The organism is Rhodococcoides navarretei (genome assembly GCF_038069675.1).
In the GTDB taxonomy this organism is placed as follows: Bacteria; Actinomycetota; Actinomycetes; order Mycobacteriales; family Mycobacteriaceae; genus Rhodococcoides; species Rhodococcoides navarretei.
Window position 1 is genome coordinate 5,214,291 of sequence record NZ_JBBPCN010000001.1, and the last position, 16,237, is coordinate 5,230,527.

17 protein-coding genes are annotated in these 16,237 nt (G+C 65.3%); 7 read left to right on the forward strand and 10 right to left on the reverse strand.

The window, feature by feature from the left end; translation table 11 throughout:
* Positions 1 to 87: 87 nt before the first annotated feature.
* Positions 88 to 456: a DUF5313 family protein gene (locus AABD04_RS24690; RefSeq protein ID WP_243595634.1), complete on the forward strand. Its 369-nt coding sequence runs from the start codon at positions 88 to 90 to the stop codon at positions 454 to 456.
* A gap of 47 nt (positions 457 to 503) precedes the next feature.
* A complete protein-coding gene (locus AABD04_RS24695; protein ID WP_423228193.1) occupies positions 504 to 1,229 on the forward strand; it encodes a peroxiredoxin in 726 nt (241 codons plus the stop codon).
* Between the two features lie 3 nt (positions 1,230 to 1,232).
* Here the strand turns inward: AABD04_RS24695 and AABD04_RS24700 are convergent, their stop codons facing one another.
* From AABD04_RS24700 to AABD04_RS24715, 4 genes are read right to left on the reverse strand one after another with little or no spacing between them, the layout of a single operon-like run.
* Positions 1,233 to 1,406 (reverse strand): hypothetical protein, encoded by a 174-nt coding sequence (locus AABD04_RS24700; RefSeq protein WP_243609441.1) that lies wholly within the window; start codon positions 1,404 to 1,406, stop codon positions 1,233 to 1,235.
* Complete coding sequence (locus AABD04_RS24705) at positions 1,403 to 2,224, reverse strand: carbohydrate ABC transporter permease (protein ID WP_243595637.1); 822 nt, start codon at positions 2,222 to 2,224, stop codon at positions 1,403 to 1,405. The genes AABD04_RS24700 and AABD04_RS24705 overlap by 4 nt, the downstream gene beginning before the upstream one ends.
* Positions 2,221 to 3,267: a carbohydrate ABC transporter permease gene (locus tag AABD04_RS24710; RefSeq protein ID WP_341442860.1), complete on the reverse strand. Its 1,047-nt coding sequence runs from the start codon at positions 3,265 to 3,267 to the stop codon at positions 2,221 to 2,223. The genes AABD04_RS24705 and AABD04_RS24710 overlap by 4 nt, the downstream gene beginning before the upstream one ends.
* 14 nt (positions 3,268 to 3,281) lie before the next feature.
* A complete protein-coding gene (locus tag AABD04_RS24715) occupies positions 3,282 to 4,562 on the reverse strand; it encodes an ABC transporter substrate-binding protein (protein ID WP_341442861.1) in 1,281 nt (426 codons plus the stop codon).
* Between the two features lie 189 nt (positions 4,563 to 4,751).
* On the opposite strand from AABD04_RS24715, the gene AABD04_RS24720 reads away from it, so the two are divergent.
* Complete coding sequence (locus tag AABD04_RS24720) at positions 4,752 to 5,570, forward strand: DUF2786 domain-containing protein (RefSeq protein WP_341442862.1); 819 nt, start codon at positions 4,752 to 4,754, stop codon at positions 5,568 to 5,570.
* On the opposite strand, the gene AABD04_RS24725 is transcribed toward AABD04_RS24720, so the two are convergent.
* On the reverse strand, positions 5,571 to 6,383 hold the full coding sequence (locus AABD04_RS24725; protein ID WP_341442863.1) for a MerR family transcriptional regulator: 813 nt from the start codon (positions 6,381 to 6,383) through the stop codon (positions 5,571 to 5,573). It lies immediately after the preceding gene.
* 70 nt (positions 6,384 to 6,453) lie between these two features.
* Here AABD04_RS24725 and AABD04_RS24730 point away from each other — a divergent pair, with 70 nt between their 5' ends.
* Complete coding sequence (locus AABD04_RS24730) at positions 6,454 to 6,771, forward strand: nuclear transport factor 2 family protein (RefSeq protein WP_341442864.1); 318 nt, start codon at positions 6,454 to 6,456, stop codon at positions 6,769 to 6,771.
* A gap of 157 nt (positions 6,772 to 6,928) precedes the next feature.
* Here AABD04_RS24730 and AABD04_RS24735 read toward each other — a convergent pair whose 3' ends face one another.
* Genes AABD04_RS24735 through AABD04_RS24755 form a run of 5 tightly spaced genes read right to left on the reverse strand, consistent with a single transcriptional unit; the run spans position 6,929 to position 12,925 of the window.
* The gene (locus AABD04_RS24735; protein ID WP_341442865.1) at positions 6,929 to 8,194 is read right to left on the reverse strand and encodes an MDR family MFS transporter; all 1,266 of its coding nucleotides are present in this window, start codon (positions 8,192 to 8,194) and stop codon (positions 6,929 to 6,931) included.
* A complete protein-coding gene (locus AABD04_RS24740) occupies positions 8,191 to 9,942 on the reverse strand; it encodes an ABC transporter permease subunit (protein ID WP_341442866.1) in 1,752 nt (583 codons plus the stop codon). The genes AABD04_RS24735 and AABD04_RS24740 overlap by 4 nt, the downstream gene beginning before the upstream one ends.
* 3 nt (positions 9,943 to 9,945) lie before the next feature.
* Entirely contained in the window at positions 9,946 to 11,439 is a 1,494-nt protein-coding gene (locus AABD04_RS24745; protein WP_341442867.1) for an ABC transporter substrate-binding protein, read from the reverse strand.
* Complete coding sequence (locus AABD04_RS24750) at positions 11,436 to 12,203, reverse strand: ABC transporter ATP-binding protein (protein ID WP_341442868.1); 768 nt, start codon at positions 12,201 to 12,203, stop codon at positions 11,436 to 11,438. The genes AABD04_RS24745 and AABD04_RS24750 overlap by 4 nt, the downstream gene beginning before the upstream one ends.
* On the reverse strand, positions 12,200 to 12,925 hold the full coding sequence (locus AABD04_RS24755; RefSeq protein WP_341442869.1) for an ATP-binding cassette domain-containing protein: 726 nt from the start codon (positions 12,923 to 12,925) through the stop codon (positions 12,200 to 12,202). The genes AABD04_RS24750 and AABD04_RS24755 overlap by 4 nt, the downstream gene beginning before the upstream one ends.
* A gap of 98 nt (positions 12,926 to 13,023) precedes the next feature.
* On the opposite strand from AABD04_RS24755, the gene AABD04_RS24760 reads away from it, so the two are divergent.
* The 3 genes from AABD04_RS24760 (at position 13,024) to AABD04_RS24770 (ending at position 16,236) form a co-directional block, all read left to right on the forward strand.
* Complete coding sequence (locus AABD04_RS24760) at positions 13,024 to 13,533, forward strand: TIGR04338 family metallohydrolase (protein ID WP_341442870.1); 510 nt, start codon at positions 13,024 to 13,026, stop codon at positions 13,531 to 13,533.
* Between the two features lie 52 nt (positions 13,534 to 13,585).
* On the forward strand, positions 13,586 to 14,350 hold the full coding sequence (locus AABD04_RS24765; RefSeq protein WP_243595649.1) for an LLM class F420-dependent oxidoreductase: 765 nt from the start codon (positions 13,586 to 13,588) through the stop codon (positions 14,348 to 14,350).
* Between the two features lie 77 nt (positions 14,351 to 14,427).
* Positions 14,428 to 16,236 (forward strand): ABC transporter substrate-binding protein/permease, encoded by a 1,809-nt coding sequence (locus tag AABD04_RS24770; RefSeq protein ID WP_341442871.1) that lies wholly within the window; start codon positions 14,428 to 14,430, stop codon positions 16,234 to 16,236.
* The last annotated feature ends 1 nt before the right edge of the window (position 16,237 follow it).

The following is a 16,237-nucleotide window of genomic DNA, read 5'->3' on the forward strand; positions in this document are numbered from 1 at the left end:
TCGCATCCGGAACAAAGGTCGTTCGGCGCGGCTGACGGGACCTCGTACCCCAGCGCCGGGTGCACCTGCGAACCTACCGTCGAAGACATGAAAACTCCCACCTTCCGTCAGCGAGTTCGCTACGACGTCGGCGGCGTTCTCCCGGACGACTTGCAGGACTGGGTTCTGCACGACCTGACCGGACGTGGATCCACACCGCGCTATCTGGCCCGATTCCTCGTTCCACTCGTCGCCGTGCTCTTGCTCTTCCTCCTGTTCCCAGGGCCGAACTGGATTGCAGGTCTGATGATGCTGCTGATCTTCGTCCCGGTCGTCTACTTCGCCTCCGCACTGCATCTGATCTACAGGGCGTTCCGGCTCGGGCAGCACGGGATCGATGCAGCCTCGATCCCACGCGCAACGCCCAGCGCGGAACGCGACCGCAAGACCTACGAGGCCAACTACAGGCACCCGTGACCGCCACACCCGTTACGCGCACATCCACAACACAGGGCGAGGCCGACATGACCAGCACACAAGCAGCACCCGCAAGCGACGTCGTAATGCCTCGAATCGGTGACCGCGCTCCGTCGTTCACAGCGGTGACCACTCAGGGGCCTATCGACTTTCCCGCTGACTACCGCGGAAGATGGGTCATATTCTTTTCGCACCCCGCAGATTTCACACCCGTCTGCACCAGTGAGTTCATCACATTCGCTGCCATGTCCGACGAATTGCGCGAATACAACACCGAATTGGTCGGTCTGTCGATCGATGGGCTGTACAGCCATATCGCGTGGTTACGTACGATCAAGGACAAGATCAGCTTCAACGGTATGTCCGGTGTCGAGGTGAAGTTCCCTCTGGTCGAGGACATCTCGATGGACATCGCACGCGCGTACGGCATGATCATGCCCGGTGAGAGCTCGTCGAAGGCAGTGCGGGCGGTGTTCGTCGTAGACCCGATCGGTGTGGTGCGCGCAGTGATCTACTACCCGCTGAGCACCGGCCGGAACTTCGACGAAATCCTGCGTCTGATCAAAGCCCTGCAGACCGCCGACGCATTCGATGTTGCAACTCCGGCAGATTGGCGTCCGGGTGATCCGGTCATCGTGCCACCGGCCGGTTCGTGCGGCTCGGCTGCAGACCGAATGGACGGCACCGACTCCGACGTCGACTGCCAGGATTGGTTCTTCTGCACACGAGAGATCAGTGCCGAAGACATCGAAGGTGCGATCCGCGCCCGCTGACAGTCAGCGAATCTTCTTGACCGTGAACCACAGTGCTATCAGCAAGCCCAGCAGCGCCACCGACGGCAGTACGCCGGGATCACCTCCGATGATCCCGGCTACGGCGAAACCGAGAGCTACCAGCGCGAAGAACCCGAGAATGCCTGCCAACAACTGCAGATGATCCTGAGCCGTCACGACTTGACGCCACCTGCGGTCAGTCCGGAGATGATGCGGCGCTGGAACAGCAGCACCATGATCACCAGTGGAATCGCCACGATGGTGCCCGCGGCCATGATCGCGGCGTAGGGCACCACGAGCGGATCGTTGCCGGTGAATCGCGCGATGGCCACGGTCACCGGTTCGGTCTTGTCACTCGAGAGCTGACTGGCCAGCAAGTACTCGTTCACTGCTGCGATGAACGCGAGGATCGCGGTGGTGAACAAGGCAGGGGCGGCAAGTGGGAGCATCACCAGGCGGAATGCCTGGAATCGTCCGGCACCGTCGATCCGTGCGGCTTCTTCGAGTTCCCAGGGCAATTCGGCGAAGAACGCCGCCAGCGTATAGATCGTCAGCGGCAGAACGAACGAGATGTTGGGGATCACCATGGCCTGGTAGCTGCCGATCCACCCGATGTTGGTGAAGAACTGGAACAGCGGGGTCACCAATGCGACGACGGGGAACATCGACGCACCCAGGATGATGCCCGTCACCACGTATTTGAAGCGAAAGTCGATGCGCGAGAGAGCGTATGCCGTGAAGATGCCGATGACCAACGCGATCAGGGTGGTCGCGCCGCCCACGATCAGGCTATTGGCCACCGCACGCAGGAAGTTGTTTCCGTTCGCCGTCGACAGGGCGGTCTCGAAATTTTGCCAGGTGACGTGCGTCGGCCAGGGCGTCGTATCGAACGTGTAGCGCGGGTCGCGGAATGCGGTGACGACCATCCAGTAGAACGGCGCCAACCCCCACACCAGGATGATGACGACACCGAGATAGATGCGGGCCTGCTTCATCGACCGGCCCCCTTGCGCTGAGTCTCCTGTGTAGCAACGGCATTGGCTCCGAGGAACTTCACCAGAATGAAGGCCACCATGAAGATCATGATGAACGAGATGGTCGACAGCGACGCAGCGCTGTTGAATCCCTGCCGGATCTGCTCCACCACCAGGATGGAGATTGTTCGAGTGGCGGGGTTGCCCTCGGTGAGGATGGCGGGCAGGTCGTACATGCGCAGTGCGTCCATGGTGCGGAACAGAATTGCCACCATCAGCGCTGGCTTGACCAGCGGCAGTGTGATCTTGGTGAAACGCTGCCACGCCGATGCCCCGTCGACGCGGGCGGCTTCGTAGACGTCGGCGGGAATCATCTGCAGCCCGGCGAGAATCAGCAGCGCCATGAACGGCGTCGTCTTCCACACGTCGGCGATGATGACGGCGAAACGAGCGGGCCACGCGTCACCGGTCCACAGGATGTTCGTTCCCAGAATGCGATTGGCGATGCCGTCGTACGCGAAGATGAAGTACCAGAGCTTGGCCGTGACCGCCGTCGGGATCGCCCAGGGGATCAGGATCGCCGCGCGCAGCAGAGCGCGTCCGGCAAAGGTCTTGCCCATGATCACTGCCATCGCGAAGCCGATGACCACCTCGATGGATACCGTCACGACCGTGAAGAACGCGGTGTTGCCGACCGCGCCCCAGAATTGCGAACCGAGAGTTCCCGGCGGGCAGGGCACCGATGTGCCCGACGCCGAGGTGCACTGCTGCAGAATCCAATGCGTGTAGTTGTCGAAGCCGGCAGAACCACCGGTGACGAACATGCCGGTGTCGGGACCGAGGCCGGGATCCTTGGAGAAGGACATGACGAGGGCTCGGATCACCGGGTAGACGATGACGATCGCGAGGATCACCAGCGTCGGTGCGATCAACAGCCAGGCCCGACCCGGCGTCAGGCCGAAGCGCTTGTTCTTGGACCGCACATGCCGACCGCGGCCGGGGGACGAGCCCCCGGCCGCGGTGGTTGCGCCGGCCCCACTGGTCACACCAGCAGGTACAGCCATTGGTTCTCCCGAAATCAGTTGGCGCCGGCGGTTTCGATACCGGCCTGCATGTCCGTGATCGCCTGGTCGACGCTCTTCTCACCCTTGATGGCGGCAGACACGTTGTCCTGCACAGCCTTCGAGACGGCCGGGTAGAACGGGGTGACGGGACGCGGGACGGCGTTCTCGATGGATGCCTTCAATGCGGGAAGGTACGGCATCGCGGCGATCAGTGCGGGGTCGTCGTACAGCGACGAGAGCACGGGCGGCAAAGCGCCCTCGGCGATGATGCGCTGAGCCTGCTCGCCCTGCATGAATCGCAGGAAGTCGGCGGCAGTGGCCTTGTTCTCGGAGTACGCGCTGATCGCGGCGTTGTATCCGCCGAGCGTCGAGGTGCCGACTCCGGTGACTCCGGGAAGCGGTGCGACCGAGTACTTGCCGGCCACAGCCGAACCTTCCTCCGCCGCGGTGCCGTAGACATACGGCCAGTTGCGCAGGAACAACGTCTGACCGTCCTGGAACGCCTGCTGGCTCTCGGACTCCTTGAACGTGGTGTCCTGGGCCGGGATGACGCCGGTCTCGAACGCGGTGACCAGAGTCTGCAGTCCGGCCTTGGCTTCCGGGCTGTCGACGGTGGGGGTCTTGCCGTCTTCGGCGACGATCGATCCGCCGTGCGCGTTGATGATTTCCGACGCGTTGGCCGTCAGACCCTCGTAGGGCGCGAATTGCCCTGCGTAGCAGTCGATGTTGTTGTCCCTGGCAACCTGGCAATCCTCGGTGAGCTCGGCCCAGGTGGTGGGTGCCTCGGGGAGCAGATCACTGCGGTAGTAGAGCAGTCCGCCGTTGGTGTTCTTCGGCGCGGCGTACTGCGTGCCGTTGTAGGTCGCACTGGCGACGGTCGCGGGCAGAACGCCTGCGTTGTCGAGTGCGAATTCGCCCTCGAGCGGCACGAGCCAGCCCTTGGCCGCGAACTCGGCGGTCCAGACGACGTCGAGTGCCATCACGTCGTAGTCGCTCTGCTGTGCCTGGAGCTGCTGGACGAAGTCGTCGTGGGCCTGATCGGCGTCGGCGGACTGTTCCTTGAAGGTGACCTGCTCGTCGGGGTGGCTGGAGTTCCACTCCGAGATGATCTGCTGGACGACACCGGTCTCGGTGGTGTCCTGGCCCTCTACATAGGTGATAGGTCCACGGCCGTCGGCATTTTCGGCTGCAGCACCCGAATCGCCGCTCGAACCGCTGTCGCTCGAACATCCGGTGAGCGTCAGCAGCGTGGCTGCCGTTGCAACCACCGCCACCTTCGTGATCAAAGACGCCATTGTTCTCTCCACTTACTTCTACGCGGTGGTATGTGCCCGGAGATGGGCACGCAGAATCTCGCTGTGATGCTCCCCCCGACACATATGTCGATGGGTACTGTGGCACACATCGCACCGTGCAGGGGTCATTTCCGAGTTCCTGAATCGGTCAACCCGGACGTGTCGGGGGTGCCCGGTACCCTTTCGCTCATGAGTTCGGACAAGATGCTGACGCGGATCGGCGGGTTGCTGCGCCAGGCCGAGTCCACCGACAACCCCCACGAGGCCGAGGCCTTCATGGAGGCCGCTCAGCGTTTGGCGACGTCGGCATCGGTCGATCTCGCGGTGGCGCGTTCGCACAGCGCGTCCAGGGAACGGCAGGCGACGCCTACCCAGAAGGTGATCCCCATCGGAGAGCCGGGCAAGCGTGGACTCAAGACCTACGTTCAGCTGTTCGTCGCCATCGCGCATGCGAACGATGTCCAGTGCGATGTGTCCCGATCGTCGACGCAGGTGTTCGCCTACGGCTTCGACTCCGACATCGAGACCACCGAGGCCCTGTACTCCTCGTTGCTGATCCAGATGGTGCGAGCTTCGGACGCGTACATCAAATCCGGTGCCTACAAGTCCGAGACGGCCATTCGTACCGTCACCGAGATCAAGAATCGGCGACGCTACACCCGGCGCGAGGTAGTGCCCGTCGCTGCCGTGACGGCCCGGTTGAACTTCCAGACGGCATTCGCGTCGCGCATCGGCCAACGGCTGAGCGAAGTGAAGAAGGATACCGAGGCCAAAGCCATCGAACAGGAGCAACAGGGCGCAGGCACGGCACTGGTGTTGCGCGACAAAGAGATCGAGCTACGCGACTACTACCGGCAGACCTCGACCGCGCGCGGACACTGGCGGGGCCAGAGCGCGAATGCCGGGTACTCCGAGGGCGCACGGAAAGCCGGGGATCGAGCGGGGCGAAATGCGAAAATCGGTGCGCACGCCGAACTCGACGGAGCAAGCAGGCAGTTGGGTCGCTGACTAGTGCATTCGTGTCGAGGCCGCGAATACCGGCCATCCGATTTCGGTGCGCCACCGCGACGAATCCTCGGTATCGCGCGGCCCGACGGCGTAGACCTCACGAACCGGTCCCGCGATGGCCAGGCCGTTGGCCTCCACGTACACGCCGAGTGCCCCGTAGGTGACGTCGATATCGTCGTGAGGACCCTGATGGACCGTCACCGCCAGTTCGGTGGGATGCAACGTCATCGGTCGAATTCTGTTGGCGGACAGCGCAGTTGCGGTAGGCACGTACACCGTCATGACTCCACGCCCTTCGGTGAACAGCTCGTTGTCGTACAGCCCGCCCGGTGGTCCGGTGGTGTCGGAAACGACCGAGTCGATCTCGGCCATCGCGTCGGAGTACCAACTCAGCACCTCGGACGCGTCGACCACCTCGGATACTGCTGCGACCGAACACTGTTCGGTGAGTACGCGGTCGACCTCGATGGTGGGCGGAGACGGATCCAACAACCGGCGCAGGGCAGCCACCGCTGATCGGGTGTCGTCCAACTGCCGCTCGAGCCGAGTGAGGTGTTCGGTGATCAGTCGGGCTCGGGCGTCGGGATCAGGTGTGGTGACGATCGTCCGCACCTCACGCTCGGGCATCTGCATGCTGCGGAACCGACTGATGATCTGTGCCGTAGCGACCTGATCCGTGGCGTAGTACCGGTAGCCGGAATGCTCGTCCACTGTCGCCGGCTCGAGCAGCCCCGACTCGTGATATCGACGCAGCGTCTTGACCGACAGGTGCGTGATCCGGGAGAACTCGCCGATCGTCAGCAATCCGTTCATGTCGATATTCTGGCCCCTCCCCCTGGGGGAGAGTGGACTCTCCCTCTGGGGGAGGGGCGAGGCTCGGTTCATGAACGAATCACAGATCATCGACCGCTACTTCGAGCTCGCCACCCGAGCCGACTCGGAGCCCTACTTCGCCCTGTTCGCCCCCGACGCCGTGGTGGAGGACGAGGGCCGTGAACACCACGGCATCGACGCGATCCGCCGCTGGCGAACCGAGGTGCCGCAGGTGCGCTACGACGTGCTGTCCACCGTCGAGTCGGGGCCGGGCCGCACGACAACCGCACAGATCTCGGGTGATTTCCCGGGTAGCCCGGTGAACCTGTCGTACTGGTTCGAGTTCACCCAGGACGGGAGAATCGCGGTGTTGCGGATTCGGGTGTAGTCCCCGGGCCGCCGCAAACGCGCGCGCATTCGCCAGGTGCGCGCGGAATAGCCCCGAATCCGAGGCGAATCTGCTCGCGTCTGACAAACGCGCGCGCGTTTGCGGGCGCGGGGGGAGCGGGGGATGGGGGGAGCGGGGGATGGGGAGCGCGGGCCGCTCAATCGAGACGAGCGAGCACCAGGCGCAATCCGACGACACTGGCGATGGGGAACAGAGCCGCGACCAGCCACGGGATGGCCGCTCCCCAGCCGGCATCGGGGGAGGCGTCGATCACCACACCGAGAGCAGTCGATCCGATGAGCACTCCGATGCCCCCGAGCGAGGCCATGAAGCCGTAGTACGAACCGAGTCGACGTTCGGCTGCCATGCGCGGCACCAGATCCCGCGCCTGGGGCATGGCGATCATCTGCCCCAGGGCGAGCAGCAACACGAACAGCGCAGCCGGGATCAGACCTACCAGACCTTCCAGCTCCAAGGGACTGAATACCGCGACCAGGACGAAAGATGCTGCCATGACCGCGAATCCGATCGGCAGCGTGATTCGCGGTGACACCCCGGCGACGCGTCGGGTGATGGGCAGTTGCGCCGATACCACCAGTACTGCCGAGATCGCGAAGAACCAGCCCAGCACCGTCTGCGAACCCCACGCGCGTTCGACCTCGAGTGGCAGCAGCAGGTACAGCTGGTTGTAGGCCACCAACTGCGCGCTCATCGCCGCTGCGAACAGCACGAAGGTCCGGTTGCGCACCACGTCGGTCCAGCCCGAAAGCCATGGGTCGTCGCGATGCTCACCGCGCTCACGCGGCAACCATCGCCCGTGGGCGGCAACGACCAGAACGAAGATCGCCCCAGCCACGAGGCACGCAATCCTGAAATCGACCAGCAGCAGTACCGATCCGACGAGCGGGCCGGTGAACGAACCGATCTGACTGCACACAGACATCAGCGCGAAGCTCTCCACACGCGTGGGTCCACCGTCGCGTTCGCTCTTGCCCGCCTCGATCGCGACTGCCGATTCGACTGCGGGAGAGAACAATGCGGCGGCAAAGCCCACCAGCACCGTGGCGATCAGCACGGCCGGCAGCGAATCCGCGAAAGCCAGACCGACAAACCCCACCACCCGCAACACACAGCCGATGAGTACGACCGGCTTGATGCCCCACCGATCGGCGAGGGTGCCACCGACGAAGAACAACCCCTGCTGCGAGAAGGTTCGGATCCCGAGGACCACTCCGACGAGAGCGGCCCCGAGCCCGAGATCACTCGTCAGGTGCACCGACAGATACGGCAGCACCATGAAAAAGCCGATGTTGAAGGTCATTTGGGTGAGGACGAGCAGGCGTACGGTAGGGGTGGCCCGCCGCAGATCGACCAGAAACGACCACCGCCACCGCCTCGGCGAGCGATCGGTCTTCGTGCTCACGTGCTGCGTCCTCCTGCGTCGACTTTCTCGATGACGCTACCGGTCCTCCTCACCCGGCCCGAGGTGGCACCGGCGAGAGACACGGCAAGTACGGCGAGTGCGATCAGCGACGCAAGCGGAGCGGCCGCGACCCACGGCGCCCGCTCGACGGCGGCGACCCCGTCGGACAGAATCAGTCCCCAATCCGCGGTGGGTGGTTGCGGACCGAGGCCGAGAAATCCGAGGGCCGCCAGAGCGAGAGCGACACCGGGGAGCCTAATCATGGCGTGCCGCAGCACGACCGGAGCGACGGCGGGTACGACGGATCCGAACAGGATTCGCGCATTGCTCGCCCCCAGCGTCGGCAGAATCGAGATGTACGGTCGAGCGTGGGTCTCCTCGACGAGAGCCGCAGTGTGCGCGGCGAGCGGAGCCCAGGTGACGATGAGAACCGCTACGGCCGCCCCGCCTGCACTCGGGCCCCAGATCGCCGCGATCAGAATGCCCGTGACGACGGGCGGCGCTGCATTGGTGACCTCGACCAGTCCACGGGATGCTCGGGGAATCAGTCCGAGCAGCACACCGACCACCAGGGCCGCGAGTGTGACGGCAAGCGAGAGACCGATGGAGCGCAGTGCGCCGTCGGCGACGCGCGCCAACAGATCTCGGCCCGACGCGTCCGTGCCGAAGGGGTAGGCCAGTGACGGCGCCGCGTACTTGTCCCGCGTGGTCGCCTGGCCGTCGCGGGGGAGTCCGGCAAGGACCATGACCAGGAGGAGCGACGCCGCAACGATCGGCACCACCCAGCGCCGCGATGACGAGTGGAAGACGCCGGACGGGATGGGCATCGCCTTCTCGTGCAGTGCGCTGCCGAGGAGCAGACGCCGGCCGATCTCGGCCGCGATGCCGAGAGCTGCGCTGACGGCCAGCAGAAGGATGATGTCGATCTGCAACGCGGGAAGATCCTGCGACTGCGCGTCGCCGAGAGTGGTGCGGCCCAATCCCGGTATGGCGAAGACCTTTTCGACAGCGACTGCGCCGCCGGTCATGGCGACCATGATCAGGCCGATCTGCGACGCGAGGCCGGGGAGCGCGCGGCGCAACACCGCCACGGCGATCTGGGGCCGGGAGAAGCCTGCGACCGTCCACGTGATGACCCACTCTTCGGTGAAGGTGACGGCAATCGCGTCGGCGAGCAGTCGCCCGATCAACCCGCCCGCAGGCAACCCGAGCGCGAGTGCAGGAAGCACCGCGTACTCGGGACCGTTCCAGCCGTAGGCCGGAAACGACAACCACACGGCACCGAGCACGACCAGTAGCGACGCCAGCAGAAACTCCGGCATCGACGTCAGCGCTGCGGCGACGCCGCCCCCGGTACGTCTCGGTGTGCCCCGGAGCCCGGCCCGGACGCTGGGCACGACCACCAGGACGGCGACGCCGATCGCGACGACCATCGCGAAGCCCATCAGCGTCAGCGACACCAGCAGCGCATCGAGGGCCCCCGGCAGCACCGGTTGACCTGTGTTCCAGGATGTTCCGGGATTGCCCGACGCGATGCCGGTGAGCCAGTCCCAGAACATCCGCAGCGGCCCGGCATCGAGACCGAGGTCTTCGCGAATGGCGGCCAGGGCCTCGGGGGTTGCTTCCTGCTCGGCCGAGCGCGCACGCAGAATGCTCAGTGCCGGATCGCGATCCGACAGCCACGGCAACATCCCGACGATCAGGACGACACCGGCGACGGCAACCAGACGCGAGGCGGTTGTTCTCACTGCCTACTCGAAAGCGGTCTGGTCGGTGATGAGTGTGCGTTCTCTGGGATCGCGGGCGACGTCGGTCAGGCCTTCGGATTCGCCCTGGATGACGCGTTCGTGCAGCATCGGTACGGCTGCGTCCTTCTCCAGAATCAGCCTCTCGGCAGCGAGGATCGCGGCGCGGCGGTCGTCTCCGGGTTCGGTGGCCGAGGCGTCTGCCAACGCGGCGTCCACCTGCGGGTCGCAGAACTGGGAGATGTTGAACGATCCCTCGCAGGCGAAGTCGGAGTACATGTATGCCACGGGATCACCGGAATCGAGCACGGTGGCGCGGGAGAGGATGAAGGCGTCGAATGCGCTACTGAGCGCGTCGGTTTCGATGAACTGGTACTCGCGCACCACCTGCTCGACGACGAAGCCCTTCGCCTCGAGTTCCTGCTGCAGCAGTACGGCGACCTCGGGGAGCTCGGCCCGGTCGGTGAACGTAGCAAGGGTTATCTTCTTACCGGTGGCATCGCCCGCCGGTGTCTCGGTGCGAGCGGGACGGTCTGCGGCCCACGGCAGCGCGGGGCCGAGCAATCCGTTCGCGGTGTCTGCGCGACCCTCGTAGACCTGCTCGACCAGACGATCCTTGTCCACCGACTCCCGTGCGGCGGCACGCATGGCCGGATCCGCGAACACGCCGGCCGACGTGTTCAGGTACAGGGTGTTGGTCCGCGGCATCGGAACCTCGTGCACCAGCGACGGGTCGATGTTGCCGGCCTGCGACACCGGAATCGCCTCCACCACATCGGCGGTGCCGTTGCGGAGCGCCGCTGCGCGGGCCGTACCGTCGGGCACGAAGTCGACGTCGATGCCGGCGAGCTTCGCGGGTTCACCCCAGTAGTCCTCGTTGCGGTCCAGCGTGGCACTGGATGTGCCGTTCACTGCGGTCAACACGAACGGTCCGGTGCCGGTTCCGACGGGGTCGCTGCCGCCGGCCGAGTAGGCCGCGGGTGCCAGTATCGCGAGCTGTGGACTCGACAGTCGTTGCGGCACCAATGGATCAACGTCCTCGGTGGTCACCTCCACCGTGTCGTCGTCGGTGGCGGTCACCGTCAGCTCGACGCCGTCGAGGATTCGCGGCTTCGGCGCGGCGGTAGTGGCAGCAGTCAGTGCGGTGACGACGGCGGCGGAATCAAGCGTCGCACCGTTGTGGAACCTCACGTCGGGTCGGATGTCGAAACTCCACGTGCGCTCGTCGACGCGATTCCAGGCGGCGGCCAAACCGGGCTGGGCGTCACCGAGATCGTCGAGCGTGACGAGGGTTTCGGCGGTGGACCAGCGCGAGAGCTTGAAGGCATCGTCGCTGAACTGCGAGAGCCCCGAGCGTGGCGGTTGCAGCATCGCGACACGGGCCCGATCCGCGGTGTCCTCGGCGGCACCCGAAGAGAAGCAGCCGGTGAGCGTGAGGGTGCCTACCGCTGCCAGGGCACCGATACGGAACACGTTGGTAGACAACAGAGTGGTGGTCAATGGATCTCCTGTGATGGTCGTGCAAGCCGGGGTACGGCGTCGATCAGGTCTCGGGTGCAGGAGTGCTGAGGTTCGGTCAGAATGTCTCGCACGCTGCCGGTTTCGACGATCCGGCCGTCGTGCATCACCGATACGTCGCTGCAGAGTCGAGCGACCGCAGACAGGTCGTGGCTCACGATCAGCACTGCGCTCGGCAGGCCGGCCAGTACTGCGAGCACCTGCTCGCGCAGATCGGGGTCCAGTCCACTGACCGGCTCGTCCGCCAACAGGTACTGCGGTTCGCATGCCACCGCACGCGCAATGGCGACGCGTTGGTTCTGCCCACCGGACAGCTCCGTCGGGCGTCGCTGCAGATAACGCTCGTTCAGCCCGACGGCAGCGAGTGCGGCACCTGCCTTCGCTCGATGATCGCCGTCGACGCCGAGAAGTCGCAGCGGCGTCGCCACCAGATCCAGGACACTGCGGCGTGGGTCGAGGCTGGTCGCGGGATCCTGGGGTACGTACTGCACGAGTCTGCGAAACCAGCGCAGCGAGCGGACGGAACCGGGACGCACTGTGCGCCGGTCCAATTCGACGGTTCCCTCAGAGGGCACACCCAACGCCAACAGAATGCGCAACAACGTGGTCTTGCCCGAACCGGATTCGCCGACCACGGCGATGCGACCGCCCGGCGGCAGCGTGAACGAGACGCCGTCCAACGCGGTACGAGAAGAACCGTGCCGAACGTACGTGCGCGTGATGTCCGTGGCCACCAAGCCGGTCATGGTGCCACCAGCTGACGAAACGGGTCGGCGGCACGAGCTCGATCGAGCATACGCGCCACGACATCGGACTCCGGACTGTCGAGAATTGCTGCCGTGGAACCGGATTCGACGATGCGACCCGAGTCGAGCACCATCAGGTGGTCGCACAGCTGCGCGGCGACGGCGATGTCGTGGGTGATCATCAGCAGCGACGGCACCTGCCGAAGCGCGTCCACCACTCGCGCCTGGCTGACCACATCGAGGGCCGTCGTCGGCTCATCGGCAATCACCAGTGAACTGGCACGTGCCAATGCGACTGCGATACAGACGCGTTGGCGCTGGCCGCCGGACAGCTCGAGCGGGTGCGAAGCCAGGATGCGGTCGGTGTCGCGCAGGCCCACCCGCTCGAGCAGCGCGGAGGCGTCGGGCGTGCGGAGTTGCCTGCCCACGGTGACCATCGGATTCAGTGCGGTGGCCGAATCCTGGAACACCATCGCGGGGCGGGCGGTACGCGGCCGGCGGGGCGTCGGAACTCCGGCGACATCCTGGCCGTCGACGGCGATGCGGCCGGTGCAGGCGATGCCGGGTGGTAGCGCTCCGACGAGCGCGGCGGCGATCAGAGACTTTCCCGATCCCGACGCACCCAGTAGGCCGAGGCGTCGGCCGTCGGGGATCTCGAAGGACACTCGATCGACGATGCGGGACCGGCCCGCGTCGATGCAGAGGTCATCGACGGCGAGCACGATTTCTCCTGAGGATAGAGATGGGAACGACTTCGACAATCGTTGTCGATACGCAACTGTAGGCGAGACGGCAGGACGACACAAATTAGGCTGATCGGATGAGCAGGGCGAGGGACGCGCAACGAGCGGCCGTCTACGACGCAGAACAACTGGTCCGCACCATGTTCGATCGCGCCGAGGAGCGCGATATTCGCGTGGTGCACGTGATGGGGTCGCAGCTCACGCTGCCGGTCGAGCGCAAGTTCGCCTCCATCGACTCGGTGCAGGCCTACGTCGATGCGGTGTTGGCGCTGGACTGGGTCGCGGCCACGTGGCCCGACGCCGGTCGCGTGATCACCGTCAGGGCTCGGTCGGGTTCGGCTGCGGCGCACTACGAGACGGACACCGCCACCATCGCCGTGCCACTCCATCGGGGCAACAGCGCGTGGGCGCTGCGGGAACTGGTGGTGTTGCACGAGCTCGCACATCACTTCGCAGACGAGAACGAGCAGCAACACGGCGGCGCATTCGTCGATCGCTACATCACCCTCGTCAGCGAGATCGTCGGCTTCGAAGCCGGATTCGTGCTGCGCGCAATGATGGCCGAGAACGGCGTCCGCATCGGCTGATGCCGTTCGGGTGCATCATGGGAGACGCAGCCCACACGACGAGGAGACGTACATGACCGTCAAGATCGGTGTTCAGCTTCAGCCCCAGCATGCTCCCGACTATCAGTTGATCCGCGACGCGGTGTTGCGCTCGGAAGACGCAGGCGTCGACATCGTGTTCAACTGGGATCACTTCTACCCGCTGTACGGCGACCTCGACGGTCCGCATTTCGAGTGCTGGACGATGCTCGGTGCCTGGGCCGAGCAGACCTCGAACGTGGAGATCGGCGCACTCGTCACCGGTGGCGGTTACCGCAACCCCGACCTGCTGGCCGACATGGCGCGCACCGTCGACCACATCAGCGGCGGACGCTTGATCCTCGGCATCGGTGCCGGGTGGAACGAGAAGGACTACGACAACTTCGGGTACGAGTTCGGCACGGCCGGTTCGCGTCTGGCCTTGCTGAAAGAGAGCCTGGGCCGAATCCGCCACCGCCTCGACGTCGGGAACCCCGCCCCCACCCGCGACATTCCGATCCTCATCGGCGGGGGCGGCGAGAAGAAGACCCTGAAGATGGTGGCCGAGTACGCGCACATCTGGCACAGCTTCGCCGACCTCGAGGCGCTGAAACGCAAGTCCGAGATCCTGGCCGAGCACGGCGCCACCGTCGGACGCGACGTCTCGGGCATCACCCGATCGGTCGCGTGGCCGGGCGCGGATACCGCTCAGGATTTCGTCGACGCCGGCGCCACCCTGTTCACCGTGGGCGTCAACGGACCCGACTACGACCTGGCCGAACTGGGTCAGGCCATCACGTGGCGGGACGCACACCGGTAGGCACCAATTCGTTGAGCGAAACCCTTGTGTGTCGGCCGTTTGGGTGAGTGGGCCCCGGTCCGCTTAGGGTTTTGTACATGCTTGCCGTACGCGCCTCACGCGCGCTCGTGGTTCTCGTTCTCGGACTGTTGATGGCCCTCACGCTCGCCGCGTGTGGAACGTCCTCCTCCGATGATCAGGCGGCCGCAGGTCCCACCGACCTGTGCGCCCCTCCCGGAGTCGACAGTGCGTCGTCCACCCCGACGAACTTCGACGCCGCGGCAGCCGCCGCGACGGAGGACAGATACACGACGGCGAGCGTCACTCCGCTCGACCGAGTGGACACCAACGCACTGGGATTGGCGACGCCGGGAGTGCTGACCGTCGGCACCCTGTCCGACGCCCCGCCGAGCATCTGTCTCGACTCGTCGGGCCAGTACACCGGCTACGACAACGAGCTGCTGAGGGCCGTCGCCGAGAAGCTCGGCCTGCAGATCAACTTCTCGGGCACCGAGTTCTCGGGTCTGCTCGCGCAGGTTGCGGGCCGCCGCTTCGACGTCGGGTCGTCCTCCATCACGACGACGGACGAGCGACGCAACACCGTCGGGTTCACCAACGGCTACGACTTCGGCTACTTCTCCCTCGTTGCTCAGACCGGCGGCCCCATCAGCCGGTTCGAGGACCTGAACGCGGGCAGCAGAATCGGCGTGGTGCAGGGCACCCTGCAGGACGACTACGTGGTGAACACGCTCGGCCTGGATCCGGTGAAGTTTCCCGATTACAACACCGCCTACGCGAACCTGCGGACCGGTCAGATCGACGCCTGGGTGGCCCCGTCCCAGCAGGCGGAGGGCTTGGTCAAGCCGGAAGACGGCACCGCGATCACGCAGAACACGTTCTCGCTGAACAACTTCGTCGGCTGGGCCGTCGCTCGCGACAATCAACCGCTGATCGACGCACTGAACTCCGGGCTCGACGCAGTGATCGCCGACGGCACCTGGGCCACGCTCTACTCCGACTGGGTTCCTCGCGAATTGCCCGACGGCTTCAAGCCGGGCAGCAAGGCCGCCCCCGAGCCGGAACTACCGGACTTCGCTGCCATCGCCGCCCAGAACGACGCGAACGCACCCGAAGCCGTTGCCGTTCAACCCAAATCCACGCTGGCGCAGCTGGGGGACACGTTCTTCGACTGGTCGCTGTACAAGTCCGCCATCCCCGACCTGTTCAAGGTGGGCCTGCCGAACACGCTGATTCTGGCGTTGGCGTCGGGCATCATCGGTACGGTGCTGGGCATGCTGCTGGCGTTGGCCGGCCTGTCTCGCACGCGCTGGCTGCGCTGGCCCGCTCGCGTCTACACCGACATCTTCCGCGGCCTCCCCGCGGTGGTCATCATTCTGATCATCGGGCTCGGTATCGGCCCGGTCGTGCAAGGGGTGACCGGCGGCAATCCGTACTGGCTGGGCGCGGCGGCACTCTCGCTGCTCGCCGCGGCGTACATCGGTGAGATCTTCCGATCCGGCATCCAGAGCGTCGAGGCCGGACAGATGGAAGCCGCACGGGCACTGGGCTTCAGCCATCGTCGATCGATGAACCTGGTGGTCGTTCCGCAAGGTGTCCGACGCGTCCTGCCGGCGTTGATGAACCAGTTCATCTCGCTGATCAAGGACTCGTCGCTGATCTACTTCCTCGGACTGCTCGCCACCCAACGCGAGCTGTTCGCCGTCGGCCGAGATCTCAACGCACAGACCGGAAACCTGTCCCCGCTCGTCGCGGCCGGATTGTTCTACCTGGTGCTGACCGTGCCGCTCACTCATCTCGTGAACTACATCGACAAGCGACTGCGGACCGGTAAGGCCGAGCAGACGCTGGACCCGGTCGAGCAGGCCGTCGTCGTGGAAAGAGGCTGAC